The 14,874-nt window shown below is 63.6% G+C and carries 17 protein-coding genes; 9 read left to right on the forward strand and 8 right to left on the reverse strand.

From position 1 onward, the window contains the following. Positions 1-462, forward strand: a 462-nt coding sequence (locus ABSG20_RS13395; protein WP_423864983.1) for a ribulose-phosphate 3-epimerase, incomplete at its 5' end; no start/stop codon positions are given. A 161-nt stretch (positions 463-623) separates the two neighbouring features. On the opposite strand, the gene ABSG20_RS13400 is transcribed toward ABSG20_RS13395, so the two are convergent. The 4 genes from ABSG20_RS13400 to ABSG20_RS13415 form a co-directional block, all read right to left on the reverse strand. Beyond that, a complete protein-coding gene (locus ABSG20_RS13400) occupies positions 624-2,105 on the reverse strand; it encodes a serine/threonine protein kinase (protein WP_423864984.1) in 1,482 nt (493 codons plus the stop codon). 3 nt (positions 2,106-2,108) lie between these two features. Beyond that, positions 2,109-2,849 (reverse strand): metallophosphoesterase family protein, encoded by a 741-nt coding sequence (locus ABSG20_RS13405; RefSeq protein ID WP_423864985.1) that lies wholly within the window; start codon positions 2,847-2,849, stop codon positions 2,109-2,111. Positions 2,850-2,934: 85 nt separating this feature from the next. Continuing rightward, the gene (locus tag ABSG20_RS13410; RefSeq protein WP_423864986.1) at positions 2,935-3,531 is read right to left on the reverse strand and encodes a TetR/AcrR family transcriptional regulator; all 597 of its coding nucleotides are present in this window, start codon (positions 3,529-3,531) and stop codon (positions 2,935-2,937) included. Beyond that, positions 3,528-3,746, reverse strand: coding sequence for a hypothetical protein (locus ABSG20_RS13415; RefSeq protein ID WP_423864987.1), 219 nt, complete (start codon positions 3,744-3,746; stop codon positions 3,528-3,530). The genes ABSG20_RS13410 and ABSG20_RS13415 overlap by 4 nt, the downstream gene beginning before the upstream one ends. A 383-nt stretch (positions 3,747-4,129) precedes the next feature. On the opposite strand from ABSG20_RS13415, the gene purB reads away from it, so the two are divergent. The 7 genes from purB to ABSG20_RS13450 all read left to right on the forward strand — a co-directional run bounded on the left by purB (position 4,130) and on the right by ABSG20_RS13450 (position 10,648). Continuing rightward, positions 4,130-5,437 carry an adenylosuccinate lyase gene (purB, locus tag ABSG20_RS13420; RefSeq protein WP_423864988.1) on the forward strand — a complete coding sequence of 436 codons (1,308 nt, stop codon included), beginning with the start codon at positions 4,130-4,132 and terminating at the stop codon, positions 5,435-5,437. Positions 5,438-5,495: 58 nt separating this feature from the next. Further along, positions 5,496-5,639: a hypothetical protein gene (locus ABSG20_RS13425; protein ID WP_423864989.1), complete on the forward strand. Its 144-nt coding sequence runs from the start codon at positions 5,496-5,498 to the stop codon at positions 5,637-5,639. Between the two features lie 148 nt (positions 5,640-5,787). Next, a complete protein-coding gene (gene murI / locus ABSG20_RS13430) occupies positions 5,788-6,585 on the forward strand; it encodes a glutamate racemase (RefSeq protein WP_423864990.1) in 798 nt (265 codons plus the stop codon). A gap of 94 nt (positions 6,586-6,679) precedes the next feature. Further along, the gene (locus ABSG20_RS13435; protein WP_423864991.1) at positions 6,680-7,444 is read left to right on the forward strand and encodes an HpcH/HpaI aldolase family protein; all 765 of its coding nucleotides are present in this window, start codon (positions 6,680-6,682) and stop codon (positions 7,442-7,444) included. A gap of 312 nt (positions 7,445-7,756) precedes the next feature. Further along, positions 7,757-8,536 (forward strand): acyltransferase, encoded by a 780-nt coding sequence (locus tag ABSG20_RS13440; protein WP_423864992.1) that lies wholly within the window; start codon positions 7,757-7,759, stop codon positions 8,534-8,536. A gap of 233 nt (positions 8,537-8,769) precedes the next feature. Continuing rightward, positions 8,770-9,387, forward strand: a complete 618-nt coding sequence (rpsD, locus tag ABSG20_RS13445; protein WP_423864993.1) for a 30S ribosomal protein S4 — start codon at positions 8,770-8,772, stop codon at positions 9,385-9,387. A 193-nt stretch (positions 9,388-9,580) separates the two neighbouring features. Beyond that, the gene (locus ABSG20_RS13450; protein ID WP_423864994.1) at positions 9,581-10,648 is read left to right on the forward strand and encodes a threonine aldolase family protein; all 1,068 of its coding nucleotides are present in this window, start codon (positions 9,581-9,583) and stop codon (positions 10,646-10,648) included. A 36-nt stretch (positions 10,649-10,684) separates the two neighbouring features. Here the strand turns inward: ABSG20_RS13450 and ABSG20_RS13455 are convergent, their stop codons facing one another. Beyond that, positions 10,685-11,659 carry an alpha/beta hydrolase family protein gene (locus ABSG20_RS13455; protein ID WP_423864995.1) on the reverse strand — a complete coding sequence of 325 codons (975 nt, stop codon included), beginning with the start codon at positions 11,657-11,659 and terminating at the stop codon, positions 10,685-10,687. A gap of 74 nt (positions 11,660-11,733) precedes the next feature. Continuing rightward, complete coding sequence (locus ABSG20_RS13460; RefSeq protein WP_423864996.1) at positions 11,734-13,035, reverse strand: serine hydrolase domain-containing protein; 1,302 nt, start codon at positions 13,033-13,035, stop codon at positions 11,734-11,736. Between the two features lie 209 nt (positions 13,036-13,244). On the opposite strand from ABSG20_RS13460, the gene ABSG20_RS13465 reads away from it, so the two are divergent. Next, positions 13,245-13,853: a hypothetical protein gene (locus ABSG20_RS13465; RefSeq protein ID WP_423864997.1), complete on the forward strand. Its 609-nt coding sequence runs from the start codon at positions 13,245-13,247 to the stop codon at positions 13,851-13,853. 8 nt (positions 13,854-13,861) lie between these two features. Here ABSG20_RS13465 and ABSG20_RS13470 read toward each other — a convergent pair whose 3' ends face one another. Further along, positions 13,862-14,416: an O-acetyl-ADP-ribose deacetylase gene (locus tag ABSG20_RS13470; RefSeq protein ID WP_423865009.1), complete on the reverse strand. Its 555-nt coding sequence runs from the start codon at positions 14,414-14,416 to the stop codon at positions 13,862-13,864. Next, positions 14,413-14,751, reverse strand: coding sequence for a Grx4 family monothiol glutaredoxin (gene grxD / locus ABSG20_RS13475; RefSeq protein ID WP_423864998.1), 339 nt, complete (start codon positions 14,749-14,751; stop codon positions 14,413-14,415). Before grxD ends, ABSG20_RS13470 begins: the two co-directional genes overlap by 4 nt. Positions 14,752-14,874 lie beyond the last annotated feature (123 nt).

Genomic DNA, 14,874 nt, shown 5'->3' on the forward strand with positions numbered 1-14,874 from the left:
CCCTATCTGGAAGCTTTCGCCAAGGCCGGCTGCGATCACATCACGGTGCATGCCGAGGCTGGCCCGCATCTGCATCGCTCGCTGCAGGCGATCCGCGCGCTCGGCAAGAAGGCCGGCGTCGCTCTCAATCCGGGCACGCCGATCTCGGCGATCGAATATGTCATCGACCTGATCGACCTGGTGCTGGTGATGTCGGTCAATCCCGGCTTCGGCGGCCAGGCTTTTATTCCATCCGCGCTTGGCAAGATCGGGGATCTGCGCGCCATGACCGCCGGACGTCCGATCGACATCGAGGTTGATGGCGGCGTCAGCCCCGCTGTGTCAGGCCAGCTCGCCGCCGCCGGCGCCAATGCTTTTGTTGCCGGCTCGGCCGTGTTCAAGGGCGGCACCGGGGAGGCCTACAAGGCCAATATTTCCGCGATAAGAGGGGCTGCGGCGCTGGCGCGCGGGGAAGCGATCTAGAACGACAATAGACGACGATTCGGTGAAACCTGTCAGTTCATGTACTACATCATCGTGGGAGCCGCGCTCGCGCGCGTCGCGAAGCGCGATCCTGGGATCTTCCAGCGTTATTGCGACGAAGCAATCCATAGCGCGGCGTACGCGGCTGTGGATTGGTTCGCTCACCGGACGGCGCCTTGCGCCGAGCCGGGGGCTCGCAATGCCGCCCCTTCCGGCTCTTCTGCGGTCGCCGGCTCCTGCAGCGAAGCCAGCTGCGGCGGCCGCACTACGGTAACGCTGCAGACGGCTTCGGACGCCACTTTGGCCGAGACGCTGCCGAGCAGCCTGCGCCTGATCGAATTCTGCCGCGCGCCGATCACGATATGATCAACATGGTTGGCCGCGGCAAATTCGAGGATCGCGGATCCGGGGTCGACCGCCTCCAGCACATGAACCGTCAGTCTGCTTTCATCGAGCTTCAGCGGCGACGCCCAATGCCGCAGCGCCACCAGCCGATCGACGTGCTTGTTGTTGCCTTCGTCATCGAGTGTGCGGTCGATGGTGATGCGGCCAAGTTTCAGGACGCTCAGGCACGCCAATCGTGCGGATGGCAATGTCGCCAGGATGCGTTCAGCGGTGACGCGCAGCGCCTCGTTCAGTTCGCGTGACTGCTCCGTGGTATCGATCGCGACCGCCACGATCGGCCCCGACGCCAGTTGGGCGGCGAGGTCGGATTTGCCTTTCGACTGCGTCACGTTGCCATTGAAGCGGCGGCGCCAGACGGTGCTGAGGGGATCGCGCTGCAGCCGCTCCGAGCGCGCGGTCAGTTTGATCTGATCGGGATGGGCGAGTTCGAAGGCCAGTTGCGACGCCGTCGGGTAGCGCCAGACCGGCTCGATCTCGAGGCAGCGCAGCACGATCTCCTGCAGCCAAGGAGGATAATCGGCCCGCCATTTGCGCGGCGGATGCGGATCGCGCCACAGCCGCCGCCGCATCCCGGCCATGGTCTCGGATTCGCCGAACGGCCGCACGCCCGTGGTGAAAAAGTACAGGAGCACCCCCAGCGAGAACAGGTCGCTGCGCGGCTCATCCCTCACCCCGAGCAGCCGCTCCGGCGCCATGTAGGGCGCGGTGCCGTAGGGAATCCGAAACTCCTCCTGCAGCAGATCGGGCAACTGATTGTGATGGGACAAGCCGTAGTCGATCAGCACCGCTTCGCCGGAGGGGCGAAACATGATGCTGCTCGGCTTGATGTCGTGATGAATGACATTTTGCCGATGCAGGTCGGCCAGCGCCGCGGCGACTTTCCCGGCGATGGCCGCAGCCTCTTCGTAAGGCAGCGGCAGATCGGCAAGCCGGCTGTAGAGTGTTTTGCCTGGAATGACCTCGATCACGACATAGGCATGGCGGAGGAAATCGCCGGCGGCGAAACAGGCCGGCACGTGAGGACCCGATAACCGCGGCAGGATCATCTGCTCCATTTCAAAACCGACGATGGCCGCGGGATCCTCGCCCTCGGATACCCGAGGTATTTTCATCAGCAGCGGCACGGACAGGTCGGAGCGGGTCACACTCCACAGCGTCGCCATGCCGCCATTATGGACACACTCCCCGATCGTGAAGCCATCGATGACGGCGCCGGGACGAACTGCAAGCTTGGCCATCGCCTACCTCCCGACCAGCAGGCGATCGGCCAGCCCGTGCGGCAGGCCGTTGTCGCGAATTCGCATCGCGGCGCTATCGACATCATAGGGCACGCGGCAATAGGTGATCTCCCGCGACTCCGTATCGAACATGGCAAACGAGGCCGCCGGATCGCCGTCGCGCGGCTGCCCGACCGAGCCCAGCACGGCCAGCCAGCGCCGACCATGCAGCAATTTCACCGCAACGCCCACGGTCGGAACGAAATCCGTCATCGTGCCGGTCACCGACATGGAATAGAGCGCCGGCTTGTGGATGTGACCGCAGAACGTGACCGCGGCGCTGGTTGCCAGCATGCTGCGTCCGGCATCCGAGGCGGTCTGGACATAGCGCCATTGCTCGGGGTTACTCGCCTCGGAGTGAACGTAGAGGCGATCCTGGTCCCGCAGCGTCAGCGGCAGTTCCGCGAGGAAACGCCGCTGCGCGGCGCTCAGCCTGCCGCGGGTCCATTCGATCGCGGCCTGGGCTTCGGCATTCATCGATTCGGCCGATGTGCCGACGGCATTGTCGTGGTTGCCACGCACCGCCATGGCGCCGCTTTCGACGAGGCCCATCACCGTCTCGACCGTCCATTCCGGATCGGCGCCATAACCGACGTAATCGCCGAGGCAAATCATCCTCTCCGCACCTTGCGCCCGCGCAAAGTTAAGACAGGCGCTGAAAGCCTGCCGGTTGGCATGAATATCCGTAAAAACCGCCAGCCGCACAATCTCCTCCCGGAACGATCCTACCGACCGGTTCGCTGGCAGAATTGATGGATATCAAACACCGGGCTTGCCGGAGGCGCGCAATCTAGCGCTTGGGCGGCGCTTCGAGGCTCTGGAGCAGCAAGGCCAGGAGCGCGTCGATCCGCGCCGGAAGCGCAGGATCGTTCCATTCCTCGGCGTGGGCGGGATGATGGAAGCGGCTGGTGGCGTCGAACAGCGCCCGCGCGGAGGCTTTGACGTCGGCGACCTGGTAAGCGCCCTGCTTGACGCCGTCGGACAGAATATGCGCGATCTGATCGACCAGACCGTCCTTGTGCGCCTTCACCACCTTGCAGGCCTCCTGCGCCAGCGCCAGATAGGTCGCGAACATCTCGGGGTCGTCGCATACCTTCTTGTGCTTGATCGCAATCATCGTGCGCAGCCAGCGTTCCAGCCTGGCCGGTGCCGGCCCGGAGGCTTCCGCGATCTTCAGGAGCGGCGCGTTGGTTCGGTCGAGCCAGCGTTTTGCAACGGCTTCGCGCAGCGAGGCCTTGCTTGGAAAATGCCGGTAGACGCTGCCGTGGCTGACATCGAGCGCGCGGGCGACATCGACCACGGTGGCCTTGGCCAGCCCGTAGCGCCGCAGCACGTCCTCGGTGACCTCGAGAATTCGCTCAGGGGTCAGAACCACCGTCTCGTTCATGTGCGCACCATGGGTTTCCCGCTGTCGAGCAGGGCCATCTGCGCCGCAGGGTGCAGCGTGATGCCAGCATCGAGCGCGGCGTGCATGGTGTCCATGCTCCCAATCTCATCGGCGCGGCCGTAGAAATCGGACATTCCCATGCAGCCGAGCACAACGGCCGAAACCTGTGGTCCGTTGCAGCCGAGCGTTCGCGAAGCCGTCGGGCGGGCGGTCATGGTGTCCCCTTTTTACGCCTTACGAGCCAACCGGGCGGCCTGCGCGGCGAGGTGGCGGGCCACGCGGACGTTGACCCAGTGCTGGATTTGGGCGGTCAGATGCAGGATTTCGATAGTCATGGCGGTAGTCCTTTGCAAATCCTTAAGTTCGTGGCTGGCAGACCGGCGAACCAAGGGACGCTATTGGCGTCGGATCGCATGTGGGTATCTCGCTGACAGATTACAATATCTGTCAGTCAATATTTCGTGATCTATAGCGGCCGCGGTGGCGCTTCGCTGCCCTCGCTGTGCCCTGCTGGCCCTGCTGGCGTTTGTCTGGCCCGGGCGGCTCTGCTAAAGCGCAGCGTAACCCCGATAATCGCCCCGTGAGCCACGAGTCGTCGATGATTTCCCGCTATACCCGCCCGGAAATGGCCGCCATCTGGGAGGCGCAAACGCGCTTCAAGATCTGGTTCGAGATCGAGGCCCATGCGGCGGATGCGCTGGCGGAACTCGGGGTCATTCCGAAGCAGGCCGCCAAAGCGGTCTGGGCCAAGGCCGGCGATGTCATCTTCGACGTCGAGAGGATCGACGAGATCGAGCGCGAGACCAAGCACGACGTCATCGCCTTCCTGACCCACCTCGCGGAAATCGTCGGCCCCGAGGCGCGTTTCGTGCACCAGGGCATGACCTCCTCCGACGTGCTCGACACCTGCCTCAACGTGCAGCTGACCCGCGCCGCGGAGCTGCTGATATCCGATGTCGACAAGGTTTTGGCGGCGCTGAAGAAGCGCGCCTTCGAGCACAAGATGACGCCGACCATCGGCCGCTCCCATGGTATCCATGCCGAGCCTGTGACGTTCGGGCTGAAACTCGCTTATGCCTATGCGGAATTTTCACGCGCCCGCGAGCGGCTGGTCACAGCCCGCAAGGAAGTCGCGACCTGCGCGATCTCGGGCGCGGTCGGCACCTTCGCCCAGATCGACCCGCGCGTCGAAGCCCATGTCGCCAAGGCGATGGGACTTCAGCCCGAGCCGATCTCCACGCAAGTCATTCCACGCGACCGCCACGCGATGTATTTTGCAACGCTTGGCGTGATCGCCTCCTCGGTGGAGCGGCTCGCTACCGAGATCCGGCATTTGCAGCGCACCGAAGTATTGGAGGCGGAGGAATTCTTCTCCGAGGGCCAGAAGGGTTCCTCGGCGATGCCGCACAAGCGTAACCCGGTGCTGTCGGAAAATCTCACCGGCCTGGCGCGTATGGTGCGCGCCTATGTGACGCCCGCGATGGAGAACGTCGTGCTCTGGCATGAGCGCGACATCTCGCACTCCTCGGCCGAGCGGATGATCGCGCCCGACGCCACGGTGACGCTGGATTTTGCCCTTATTCGCCTGGCCGGCCTGATCGACAGGCTCCTGATCTACCCGGAAAACATGCAGAAGAACCTCGACCGCCTGGGCGGCCTCGTTCATTCGCAGCGCCTGTTGATTGCGCTGACGCAAAAGGGCTGCAGCCGCGAGGACGCATACCGGCTGGTGCAGCGCAACGCCATGCCGGTGTGGCGCGGCGAAGGCGACTTCCAGACGCTGTTGAAAAAAGACGCCGATGTGAAAAAATACCTCAGCGACAACGAGATCTCCGAGCAGTTCGATCTCGGCTATCACTTCAAGCACGTCGACACCATTTTCAGGCGCGTGTTCGGCGAGAGCTAGCGGCGTCCATGGGCCCTGCGTCCAGATCGAAAAATTCCAAAAAGGTCTGATGGCGGCCATGCTGGACAGGGACGCGGACGGCCGGCTGATCCGCAAGACCGGCGTGATGAGCATCGTGCTGTCGGGCGGCGACGTCAGACCCGAAGATCCCGTCCGCATCGAGCTGCCGGCCATGCCGCACCGGCCGCTGCAGCCGGTTTAGGCCAGCCGTCAAAACGATTGGAATCGGATCTGGTTCTCCCCTCGCCCCGCGAAGCGGTGGGGAGAGGAGCTTATAAGCTCATCCTGAGTTCCCCATATAACAGCAATAACAACTGAACGGTAGCCGCGGATCGGCTAGGATCGCTTTCGTGGCTTTAGCTCCGACGATTCTCGTGTTCGATTCCGGCCTCGGCGGGCTCACCGTGTTGCGTGAGATCGTCGCGACGCGGCCCGACGCGCATTATGTCTACGTCGCCGATGACGCCTTCTTCCCCTACGGTCGCCATGGCGAGGACCAGATCATCGCCCGCGTGGTTCCCCTGATCGGCGAACTGATCGCAGCCCACACCCCCGATCTGGTCGTGATCGCCTGCAACACCGCCTCGACCCTGGTGATGTCGCATCTGCGCGCGCAGTATCTGGTACCCTTTGTCGGAACCGTGCCGGCCATCAAGCCCGCCTGCGCGCAATCGAAAACAAAACGCGTCTCGGTGCTCGGTACCAGGGGCACCGTCAATCGCGAATACACCAAGGCACTGATCCGCGATTTCGCGCAAGGCTGCGAAGTAACGCTGGTGGGCTCGGCGGAGCTCGCCGCGCTGGCGGAAGCGGCGCTGAGCGGCGTGGAGGTCAGCGATCACGACCTGTCGGCCGAACTGGCGCCGTGTTTCATCGCAGGAAGCGAAGATCATGCGGCGCGCACCGACACTGTCGTACTGGCCTGTACCCATTACCCGCTGCTGATGGACCGGCTGGTCAGGCTGGCGCCCTGGCCGGTCGGTTGGATCGATCCGGCGCCCGCGATTGCCCGGCGCGTTGCGGATCTGCTTCCGCCGCCGAACGGCGAAACCGATCAGGCCGGCGCTGAAATGATATTTACGTCCAGGCGGCCGCACGCGCTGAGCCGGGCGTTGACGCCGTTCTTTGGCGGTCGAATCCCGGCCTGACAGGCTGATCATGCTTTGCGACCGGCGGTCGCGCTGCTAGCTTTTGCGGCGATCGTCGCTCGCGCGAACCTTTGCCTGATGGAGCCCTGATTTGATGCCCGCGCCCCTGAACCGTCTGCGCCAGCAATGGCGCGAGAAGCGCCCCACCTTCGGCGCGATCGCGACCATTCCGAGCCTTCAGACCGTGCAGATCATGGCCCGTTCGGGGCTCGACTGGATCATCGTCGATCTCGAGCATGGCCCGATCGATCTCGGCTCCGCGCACGCCATGATCACAGCCACGTCCGGCACGCCCTGCGTACCCCTGGCGCGGATTGCCGCCAATGAGGCCTGGCTGGCGAAAGCGCCGATGGATATCGGTGCGCTCGGGATCAATTTTCCGATGATCTGCAGCCGCAAGGATGCCGAAAAAGCCGTCCGCAGCGTGCGCTATCCGCCGCGCGGCGAGCGGCTCTGGGGCCCGTTCCACGCCCCCTTTCGTTGGGGCGTCTCGATGCCGGAGTACATGGCAACCGCGGACGACGACATGATCTGCATGATCACCATCGAGCACGTCGAGGCGGTCAACCACATCGACGAGATCATGGCGACCCCCGGCATCGACGTCGCGGTGATCGGACCTGGCGACCTCGCGACCAGCATCAACAAGCGCGGCCCCGACGACCCCGAAGTGCTCGCTTTGATGGCGCGCGCCGAGGCCGGTATCCTCAACAGTGGCGTCCCGATCGGCGGCGTGGCGCGCACCACAGACCATGCCAATGCGATGATCGACCGCGGCTATCTGGCGCTGGCACTCGGCTTCGACTGGTCGTTGTTATCCGGCGGCATCGCAGCGCGTTTCGAGGGCATCAAGCGCTGAACAAGTTGTGCAGCCCGGCTGCTGGCAAAGCTCACGTGCTTTTCCCACGCCGCTGGCACTGCTAGTCTCTCAACGGCATCGCGGGGATTTCCCGTTCGATGCCCCTTGCTGCGCGGCAGAACGCCGCAATCCGCGAGTACAAGACATTGAAAGGACTTGGGATTCATGGAGTGGACAAAACCGGGCCAGCCGCCTCGCCCGGGCCATAAACAGGAACCATCTGGCCTCAGGCCGGCTGGTTCGTGCTAGATGAGAGAGGCTGGCGGCAAATCCTGATCGCCGGCTTGATGTTGCGGGAATTCGAGTGGAACGATGCGCGGTACGGTCCGAAAAATATCAATGCCGCGCCGTCTCGTCGCCGATCTCATGCATGCCTCGTCGCGCGTGCCATTTGTGTCGCTGCGGCGCTGCCTCAACGTCCGTCAATTGTTGGAGGCTCGCGCGCTGACCGCAAAGCCGCCCGGCTGGGCGGCGATCTTCGTCAAGGCATTCTCGCAGGTCGCGAATGACGAGCCGGTGCTGCGCACGCTCTACGCCAAATGGCCGTGGCCTGGTTTCTATGAACTGCCGACGAGCGTCGCAATGATCGCCATTGCCCGCGTCGAAGACGGCGAGCATTGCGTGATGCCGCAAAAGGTCACGGCGGCCGATAAGCTGCCGCTGGCCGAGATCGATGCGCAGATCCGGCGCGCCAAGGATGCGCCGATCCGCGAGGTACCGGCCTTTCGAAAGGTCATGCTGGTGACGCGGCTGCCGCTGCCGCTGCGCCGCCTGGTCTGGCTGGTCGGGCTCAATTTCGGACGCCAGCGCGCCAACTATTTTGGCAGCTTTTCGGTGACTTCGGTGGCCGCCTATGGCGGCGGGGAACTTCATGCGCTCAGTCCCGGGCCGTTTGTGCTCAGTTATGGCGTGGTCGAGCCCGACCAGACCATCGACGTCTTGATCCGCTGGGATCACCGGATTACCGACGCTGCCCTGATCGCCAAGGCCCTGACCAGGCTGGAACAGGTGCTGAATACAGATATATCGGCCGAATTGCGCGGGCTTCGGCAGCAGGCCGAGCCGAAGCCGGTCCGGGCGGTCGCGACCTGATCGACCGCCCAGGCCGATTCGCGGGGCGCCGCCGTCCGGGGGCTGTGATTTGACATTAACGCGGTTTCTACCTAGAAACCCTCTGCTCGCGGGCCGTTTTCGGCCCGCGATGCGTTTCGCGACCCGTGGTCTTTTCCCTTCAGCTTTGGGGGTTGGACCTGTCGGCTTCGGGAAATTCCCGCGGCACAGGAGGGCGCGTCTCCTCAAAACTCAAACGTAACCAAGAGGACGCGATGACCAAGCGCAGTGAGGCGAAATACAAGATCGATCGCCGGATGGGCCAGAATATCTGGGGCCGCCCCAAGAGCCCGGTGAACCGCAGGGAATACGGCCCCGGCCAGCACGGCCAGCGCCGCAAGGGCAAACTCTCCGACTTCGGCGTGCAGTTGCGCGCCAAGCAGAAGCTGAAGGGCTACTACGCCAACATCAGCGAGCGCCAGTTTCACGGCATCTATGTCGAAGCCGGCCGGATGAAGGGCGATACCGGTGAAAACCTGATCGGCCTGCTCGAGCGCCGTCTCGACTGCGTGGTCTATCGCGCCAAGTTCGTGGCCACCATGTTCGCGGCGCGCCAGTTCATCAATCACGGCCACGTCAAGGTCAACGGCCACCGCGTCAATATCGGCAGCTACAAGCTCAAGGTCGGCGACGTGGTCGAGGTCAAGGAATCCTCCAAGCAGCTCACCCATGTTCTGGAAGCGAGCCAGCTTGGCGAGCGCGATGTGCCCGACTTCCTCGATGTCGATCACACCAAGATGACGGCGAAATTCGCCCGCATCCCCGGTCTGTCCGACGTGCCGTTCGCAGTGCAGATGGAACCGCATCTGATCGTCGAATTCTATTCGCGCTGATTTTCGTCATTTGCGTGAGATCGCAGGCCCCGGTTTTGCCGGGGCCTTTTAGTTCCAGCTTCACAGAATAATTCTTCATGCCCGGGGTTGTCGTAAACATCCAGGTCCTTGCGTTCTCACAGTAGCACGCAAGAGCTGATGTGGCCGGGATAAGGACAGGCCCGGCCATTACGTTGCAAGCCGAGAGCTCGCCATGACCTACGCCCCTGCCCCACGCGATCCCGAGGCACAGCCGGTACGCATCAACCTGTTGTCGGATACCCAGACCCGGCCGACGCCCGGCATGCGCGAGGCGATCGCGCGGGCCGAGGTCGGCGACGAGCAGATCGGCGACGATCCGACGGTTAATGCACTGTGCCAGCGGGTGGCCGATCTGCTCGGCAAGCAGGCTGCGGTGTTCATGCCCTCCGGCACCATGTGCAACGTCGCGGCAACGCTGACGCATTGCCGGCCCGGTGACGAAATCCTGGCGCACGAAACTGCGCATGTCATCGCCCGCGAAGGCGGCGCGCATGCGGCACTCGGCGGCTTCCAGATCATCCCGCTGCCGGGCCCCGACGGACAATTTTCGCCCGATGCATTTCGTGCCGCGCTTCACCCGCGCAGCCGCTATCAGCCGCCGCAGACGCTGGTCAGCGTCGAGCAAACCGCCAATCTCGGCGGCGGCACGATCTGGAAAAAGGCCGATCTCGACGAGGTCGTGCAGATCGCAGGCGGCAACGGCATGGCCACCCACATGGACGGCGCGCGGCTGTTGAACGCCTGCGTCGCCACCGGCATCAGCGCCCGCGACATGGCGGCGGGCTGGGATTCGGCATGGCTCGATTTTTCGAAAGGCCTGGGCGCGCCGGTCGGCGCCGTCATCGCAGGCTCCAGCGCATTCATCGACGAGGTCTGGCGCTGGAAGCAGCGGCTGGGCGGCTCGATGCGCCAGGCCGGCATTTGCGCCGCCGCCTGCGCTTACGCGCTCGACCACCATGTCGAGCGGCTCGCCGACGATCATGCCAATGCGCGGGCGCTGGCGCGGGGCTTGGCGCAAATCGCGGGCGTCGAAGTGCAGGAGCCCGAAACCAACCTGGTGTTCTTCAAACCCGACGGCGCCGGCGTCCGCGGCGAGAACATGGTCGAGCGCCTGCGCCAGCACGGTGTGCTGCTCGCCACCATGGACGGCCGCATCAGGGCCTGTACCCATCTCGACGTAACCGCCGACATGATCGACGAAACGGTGGGGTTGGTACGGGAAATCGTGCGGGGGGCGTAGCGCAGCAGTTGATCCAGTTATTGACCCCACGCGCGTCTACATATTCTCCCGCAAGAAGCCTGCGATCTCTGCCTCGATGCGGCGGTGGACGGCGGCGCGATCGACGCCGGGGGTATCCTTGCAGATCGCGGGCGCCTCGCTTTGCAGCTCCGGCGGACACGGATCCATGAAGATGAAATGACCGCCGGGCGTTACTTCCATTCGCGGCGGGCGCGGCAGCGCGGCGGCAAGTGCGAAAATGTTGCCCTCGGCGCCAAGATCGCTGTGTTCGGCACGATAGAGCAGCGCGGGCATATCGACCGATTTGAGCCCGTCCCGATCAAACAAGGCGCCGAACGGCTCCATGAGAACGATTGCCTTCAGGGAAAGCGCATCCGACGACTTTGCAAACACCGCAGCGGACGGCGGGACTTCGGCGGGCACGCCATCACAAGCCCGGGGATCGTCGGTGCGATTGCGGCAATAGGCTGACAGATGCGCGAGGCTGGGAATCGCGCCGGCAACGACCAGCGCCACCGCGCCGCCGAACGAAAATCCCATCATGGCCAGCCGCGCCGGATCGGCGTGCGTCGCGAAGCGTTGATCCGACAGCACCAGATCAAGCGCCTTGTGGATTTGTCGCGGCCGATCCTGCGGCGGGTCGTCGGTACCGGGATGAAACGGCGCCACAACAATGAAACCCTGGCGCGCCAGCGACGCGATGAGGTCGCGATGGATCAGCGAGTTGCCGCCGCGCCGCCCGTTGCCGTGCGAAAACAGCACGATTGGAAAGGGCTTTCCGGCCGCGATCGGCGCATCGCGGCTGGCCGCGATCGTAAAAGGACCGATCTGAAAGGGAACCTCCGTCGCCTCCGTTGGATACGCAATCAAGGCATCGAACGGCACGACATCCTGCACGGTGACGCGCGTGACGGCGGCATGAAACGGCGGTGGGTCGGGGGTCTGCGGGTCGGCGCGCGCACGAAGGTTGCCGGTTGCCAATAGCGCGAGTACTGCGATGAGAACACGCATCTGATCCGCGATACGGTGCCGCAGCCCGGATGAGCAAAGCAACAGCCGGGATCCCTGCCGCGCTACGGTTTGTTTCACCTCTGCAGCGCCTGATAGACCAGCGTCTTCAGCTCCGTCTGAATCCGTCCGCGCTGCGACGGCGACTGCATCATGCAGATGACGAACATATCGTCCCTGGGATCGACAAAGAAGAACGTGCCGCCGGCGCCGTCCCAGCGATATTCCCCGGCCGGAAGAAGCGCATTTTCCGGCCGCGTGCGCACCGCGAAGCCGAGACCAAAACCGCTGTCGGCGCTGGGAAAATAAAACTGGCCGCGGGTAATTTCTGTCGCCGGCCCGATATGATCCGATGTCATCAGCGTTACTGTCTCCGGCTTGAGGTAGCGCCGTCCATCCAGCGTGCCGCCGTTGAGCAGCATCTGCGCGAAGCGCGCATAATCGGCTGCCGTACCGACCATGCCGGCGCCGCCGGATTGCCAGCGCCGCGGTACGGTCGGATCGTCGAGGCCGGCTACGGGGCGGGTAAAGCGATCGGCGGGCAACGGCTCGGCGATGCGCGGCCGCTGCGCCGGGTCAGCCACCGCGAAGGCCGTATCAGGCATGCCCAGGGGATCGAGCAGCTGTTGCTTCTCGAAGGCGAACAGCGACTGGCCGGAGATTACCTCGATGACGCGGCCGAGCACGTCGGTCGAGTGGCCATAAATCCACCGCGTTCCCGGCTGCTCGGCGAGCGGCAGTTTGGCCAGGCGCGCCGCGAACGCCGCATTGTCGAAATCGCCGTCGAATAAATCAGAGTGGGCATAGATACTCTGAACCGCACTGTCGCCGTAGAAGCCGTAAGTGAGCCCCGAAGTATGGCGCAGCAGGTCCTCGATCGTGATCGGACGGTCGAGCGGCTGCAGCGCCAGGGCCGCCTTGCCGCCTTCAACCGGCCGTTCGACGCCGACTTTCACATCGGCAAACTCGGGGATGTATTTTGCCAGGGGGTCGTCAAGCCTGAGCTTGCCGGCGTCGACCAGCATCATCGCCGCGACCGAGGTGACCGGCTTCGACATCGAATACAGTCGAAAGATGCTGTCCGCGGTCATCGGCCGCTTGCTTTCGACATCGCGCACCCCAAAACTCTCGAAATAGACGGGATGGCCGTGCTGCTGGATCAGGAGAACCGCACCCGGAATCTTGCCGGTCGCAACCTCGTTGCGGAGATAATCGCCGACGTGCTGCAGCCCAGCCGGCGAAAAACCTGCCGGAGCAGGAAGCGGCGATTCGGCCTTGCCGGTGTCAGGCCGGCCGGCGGCGCAGGCGACGAACAGAAGCGCAAGCGCCGCCGCGATACAACGGCGGCGCGTAATATTCTCAGTTCTCCATCGCTTCATGGATCAGCTTCTTCTCCGCTGCCTGGGCGCGACCGCAATCGATAGCCGCGCCGCATAGGCCAACCCGCTCAAATGACATATGTTCATGTTCCCTGCCCGAATTTTGCCGGAAGATCAGCGAACGGCTTGCGTGGTACAAGGGCTAACCGCTTCAGCCTCGCCCGCATTTTGATGGCTGACTGCGAGCTACCTCCGGGAGCCTTCGCCTCATGATCAAACTCGTTTCGGCTCCCATAAGAGGCCTTTTCAGATTTCCTTTGGTTCAGTTCGCGATCGTGATTGGGGTGATTCTCTGGCTGCAGGCCGCCGACGATCATTCGATGTTCGGACGGATCTTCTCTGGCCTCGACAAACTGGTAACATCCACATTGGAGCTGGTTTCGTCAATTCTGACCGTAAAGTCCTTTACCAGATCCTGGCTCACATTCGGCTTCATGATTGCGTATGTGTATCTCGCCGGATCGTTCCTGCTGTGGCTTGCTCGCCTTGCGTTCGGCGCTGCAGTTGATTTTGCCGGGCGTCACAATTTGCTCTACCTCAGAAGCACGATCGCCCGTGAGCGTGGCATCGGAGCCTATCGTGCATGGGTACCGTTCGAGCGCATCAGGCCTGCCGAGGTTTCTCAGCGAGACTGGGAAGAAGCATTTGCCTGGCCGGCCAATAACAAGCCGCCGTATCCGCCGCTGCGACATCGCGTGCTTCGCTCAATCTTATTCTATGCCGTCGCAATCCTGGTTGCCGCGTTTCTGCTGCAGTTTTTCACACCATTTCCAGTCCTGACTTGGATCGTCGGATGGCCCACCGCGAAGCCGCCATAGCGGCCGGCTCAATCGATGCAAGGGCTGCCCACCTCAGCCATTGCCTGCGCATGGAGCCGGGCGCTGTCTTCGGAAAAGCAGCAGAAAATCACCCTGCTGACGACCGGTGCCGAGGCCAGCGCCCCCGATGTGGCCGAGACTGCGATCTGGGCCGCGCGACCGGCGGGAAAACCATAGATGCCGGTAGAAATGGCGGGAAAAGCAACCGAGGCAAGGCCGTTACTCTGGCACATCTCCATGGCGCGGATATAGCACGACGCCAACGCCTGATCTTCGCCCGCCCGACCGCCGCCCCAGACCGGGCCGACGGCATGAATCACATGCCGCGCCGGCAGACGGTAGCCCCTGGTAATCCTGGCGCCGCCGGTTTTGCAACCACCGAGCGGGCGGCATTCGGCCAGAAGCTCAGGCCCGGCCGCGCGATGGATGGCGCCATCGACGCCACCACCGCCGAGCAGCGAGGTGTTGGCGGCGTTGACGATGGCGTCAACCTCCAGCCGGGTGATGTCGGCAACGATGACTTCCAGCCGCGCCGAGCCGACCAGGCGCGCCACAAGGCTCAGGCGGAGGCCGCCGCGCTGGCCGTGACGCCCTTGTCGGCAAAGAGCTGTTGCAGCTCGCCAGCCTGGAACATCTCGCGGATGATGTCGCAGCCGCCGACGAACTCACCCTTGACGTAAAGCTGCGGAATGGTCGGCCAGTTCGAATAGGTCTTGATGCCGTTGCGGAGCTCGGCGGATTCCAGCACGTTCAGGCCCTTGTAGCCGACCCCGACATGGTCAAGGATCTGCACCACCTGACCGGAGAAACCGCACTGCGGAAACTGTGGCGTTCCCTTCATGAACAGCACGACGTCGTTCGACTTCACTTCGTTGTCAATGAATTGCTCGATGCTCATTTTTGCGTCCTTTGCAAACCCTCGGGCCGGCGTCAGCCCGCTCAACCCGTCACTCCCATATATGTACCCCGAAACCCCTGTACAGCCAAAGCAAATTGGCGCGGAGTGGTTATGCGCGGGCCT

The organism is Bradyrhizobium sp. (assembly GCF_049512235.1).
GTDB lineage: Bacteria > Pseudomonadota > Alphaproteobacteria > Rhizobiales > Xanthobacteraceae > Bradyrhizobium.

Bases quoted from the DNA above. Each gene is read 5' to 3' on its own strand.
- ABSG20_RS13400 (WP_423864984.1), bottom strand. From the start codon at position 2,105: ATGGCCAAGCTTGCAGTTCGTCCCGGCGCCGTCATCGATGGCTTCACG.
- grxD (WP_423864998.1), bottom strand. From the start codon at position 14,751: ATGAGCATCGAGCAATTCATTGACAACGAAGTGAAGTCGAACGACGTC.
- rpsD (WP_423864993.1), top strand. From the start codon at position 8,770: ATGACCAAGCGCAGTGAGGCGAAATACAAGATCGATCGCCGGATGGGC.
- ABSG20_RS13460 (WP_423864996.1), bottom strand. From the start codon at position 13,035: ATGAAGCGATGGAGAACTGAGAATATTACGCGCCGCCGTTGTATCGCG.
- ABSG20_RS13435 (WP_423864991.1), top strand. From the start codon at position 6,680: ATGCCCGCGCCCCTGAACCGTCTGCGCCAGCAATGGCGCGAGAAGCGC.
- ABSG20_RS13455 (WP_423864995.1), bottom strand. From the start codon at position 11,659: ATGCGTGTTCTCATCGCAGTACTCGCGCTATTGGCAACCGGCAACCTT.
- ABSG20_RS13415 (WP_423864987.1), bottom strand. From the start codon at position 3,746: ATGACCGCCCGCCCGACGGCTTCGCGAACGCTCGGCTGCAACGGACCA.
- ABSG20_RS13425 (WP_423864989.1), top strand. From the start codon at position 5,496: ATGCTGGACAGGGACGCGGACGGCCGGCTGATCCGCAAGACCGGCGTG.
- ABSG20_RS13440 (WP_423864992.1), top strand. From the start codon at position 7,757: ATGCGCGGTACGGTCCGAAAAATATCAATGCCGCGCCGTCTCGTCGCC.
- ABSG20_RS13410 (WP_423864986.1), bottom strand. From the start codon at position 3,531: ATGAACGAGACGGTGGTTCTGACCCCTGAGCGAATTCTCGAGGTCACC.
- ABSG20_RS13450 (WP_423864994.1), top strand. From the start codon at position 9,581: ATGACCTACGCCCCTGCCCCACGCGATCCCGAGGCACAGCCGGTACGC.
- purB (WP_423864988.1), top strand. From the start codon at position 4,130: ATGATTTCCCGCTATACCCGCCCGGAAATGGCCGCCATCTGGGAGGCG.
- ABSG20_RS13465 (WP_423864997.1), top strand. From the start codon at position 13,245: ATGATCAAACTCGTTTCGGCTCCCATAAGAGGCCTTTTCAGATTTCCT.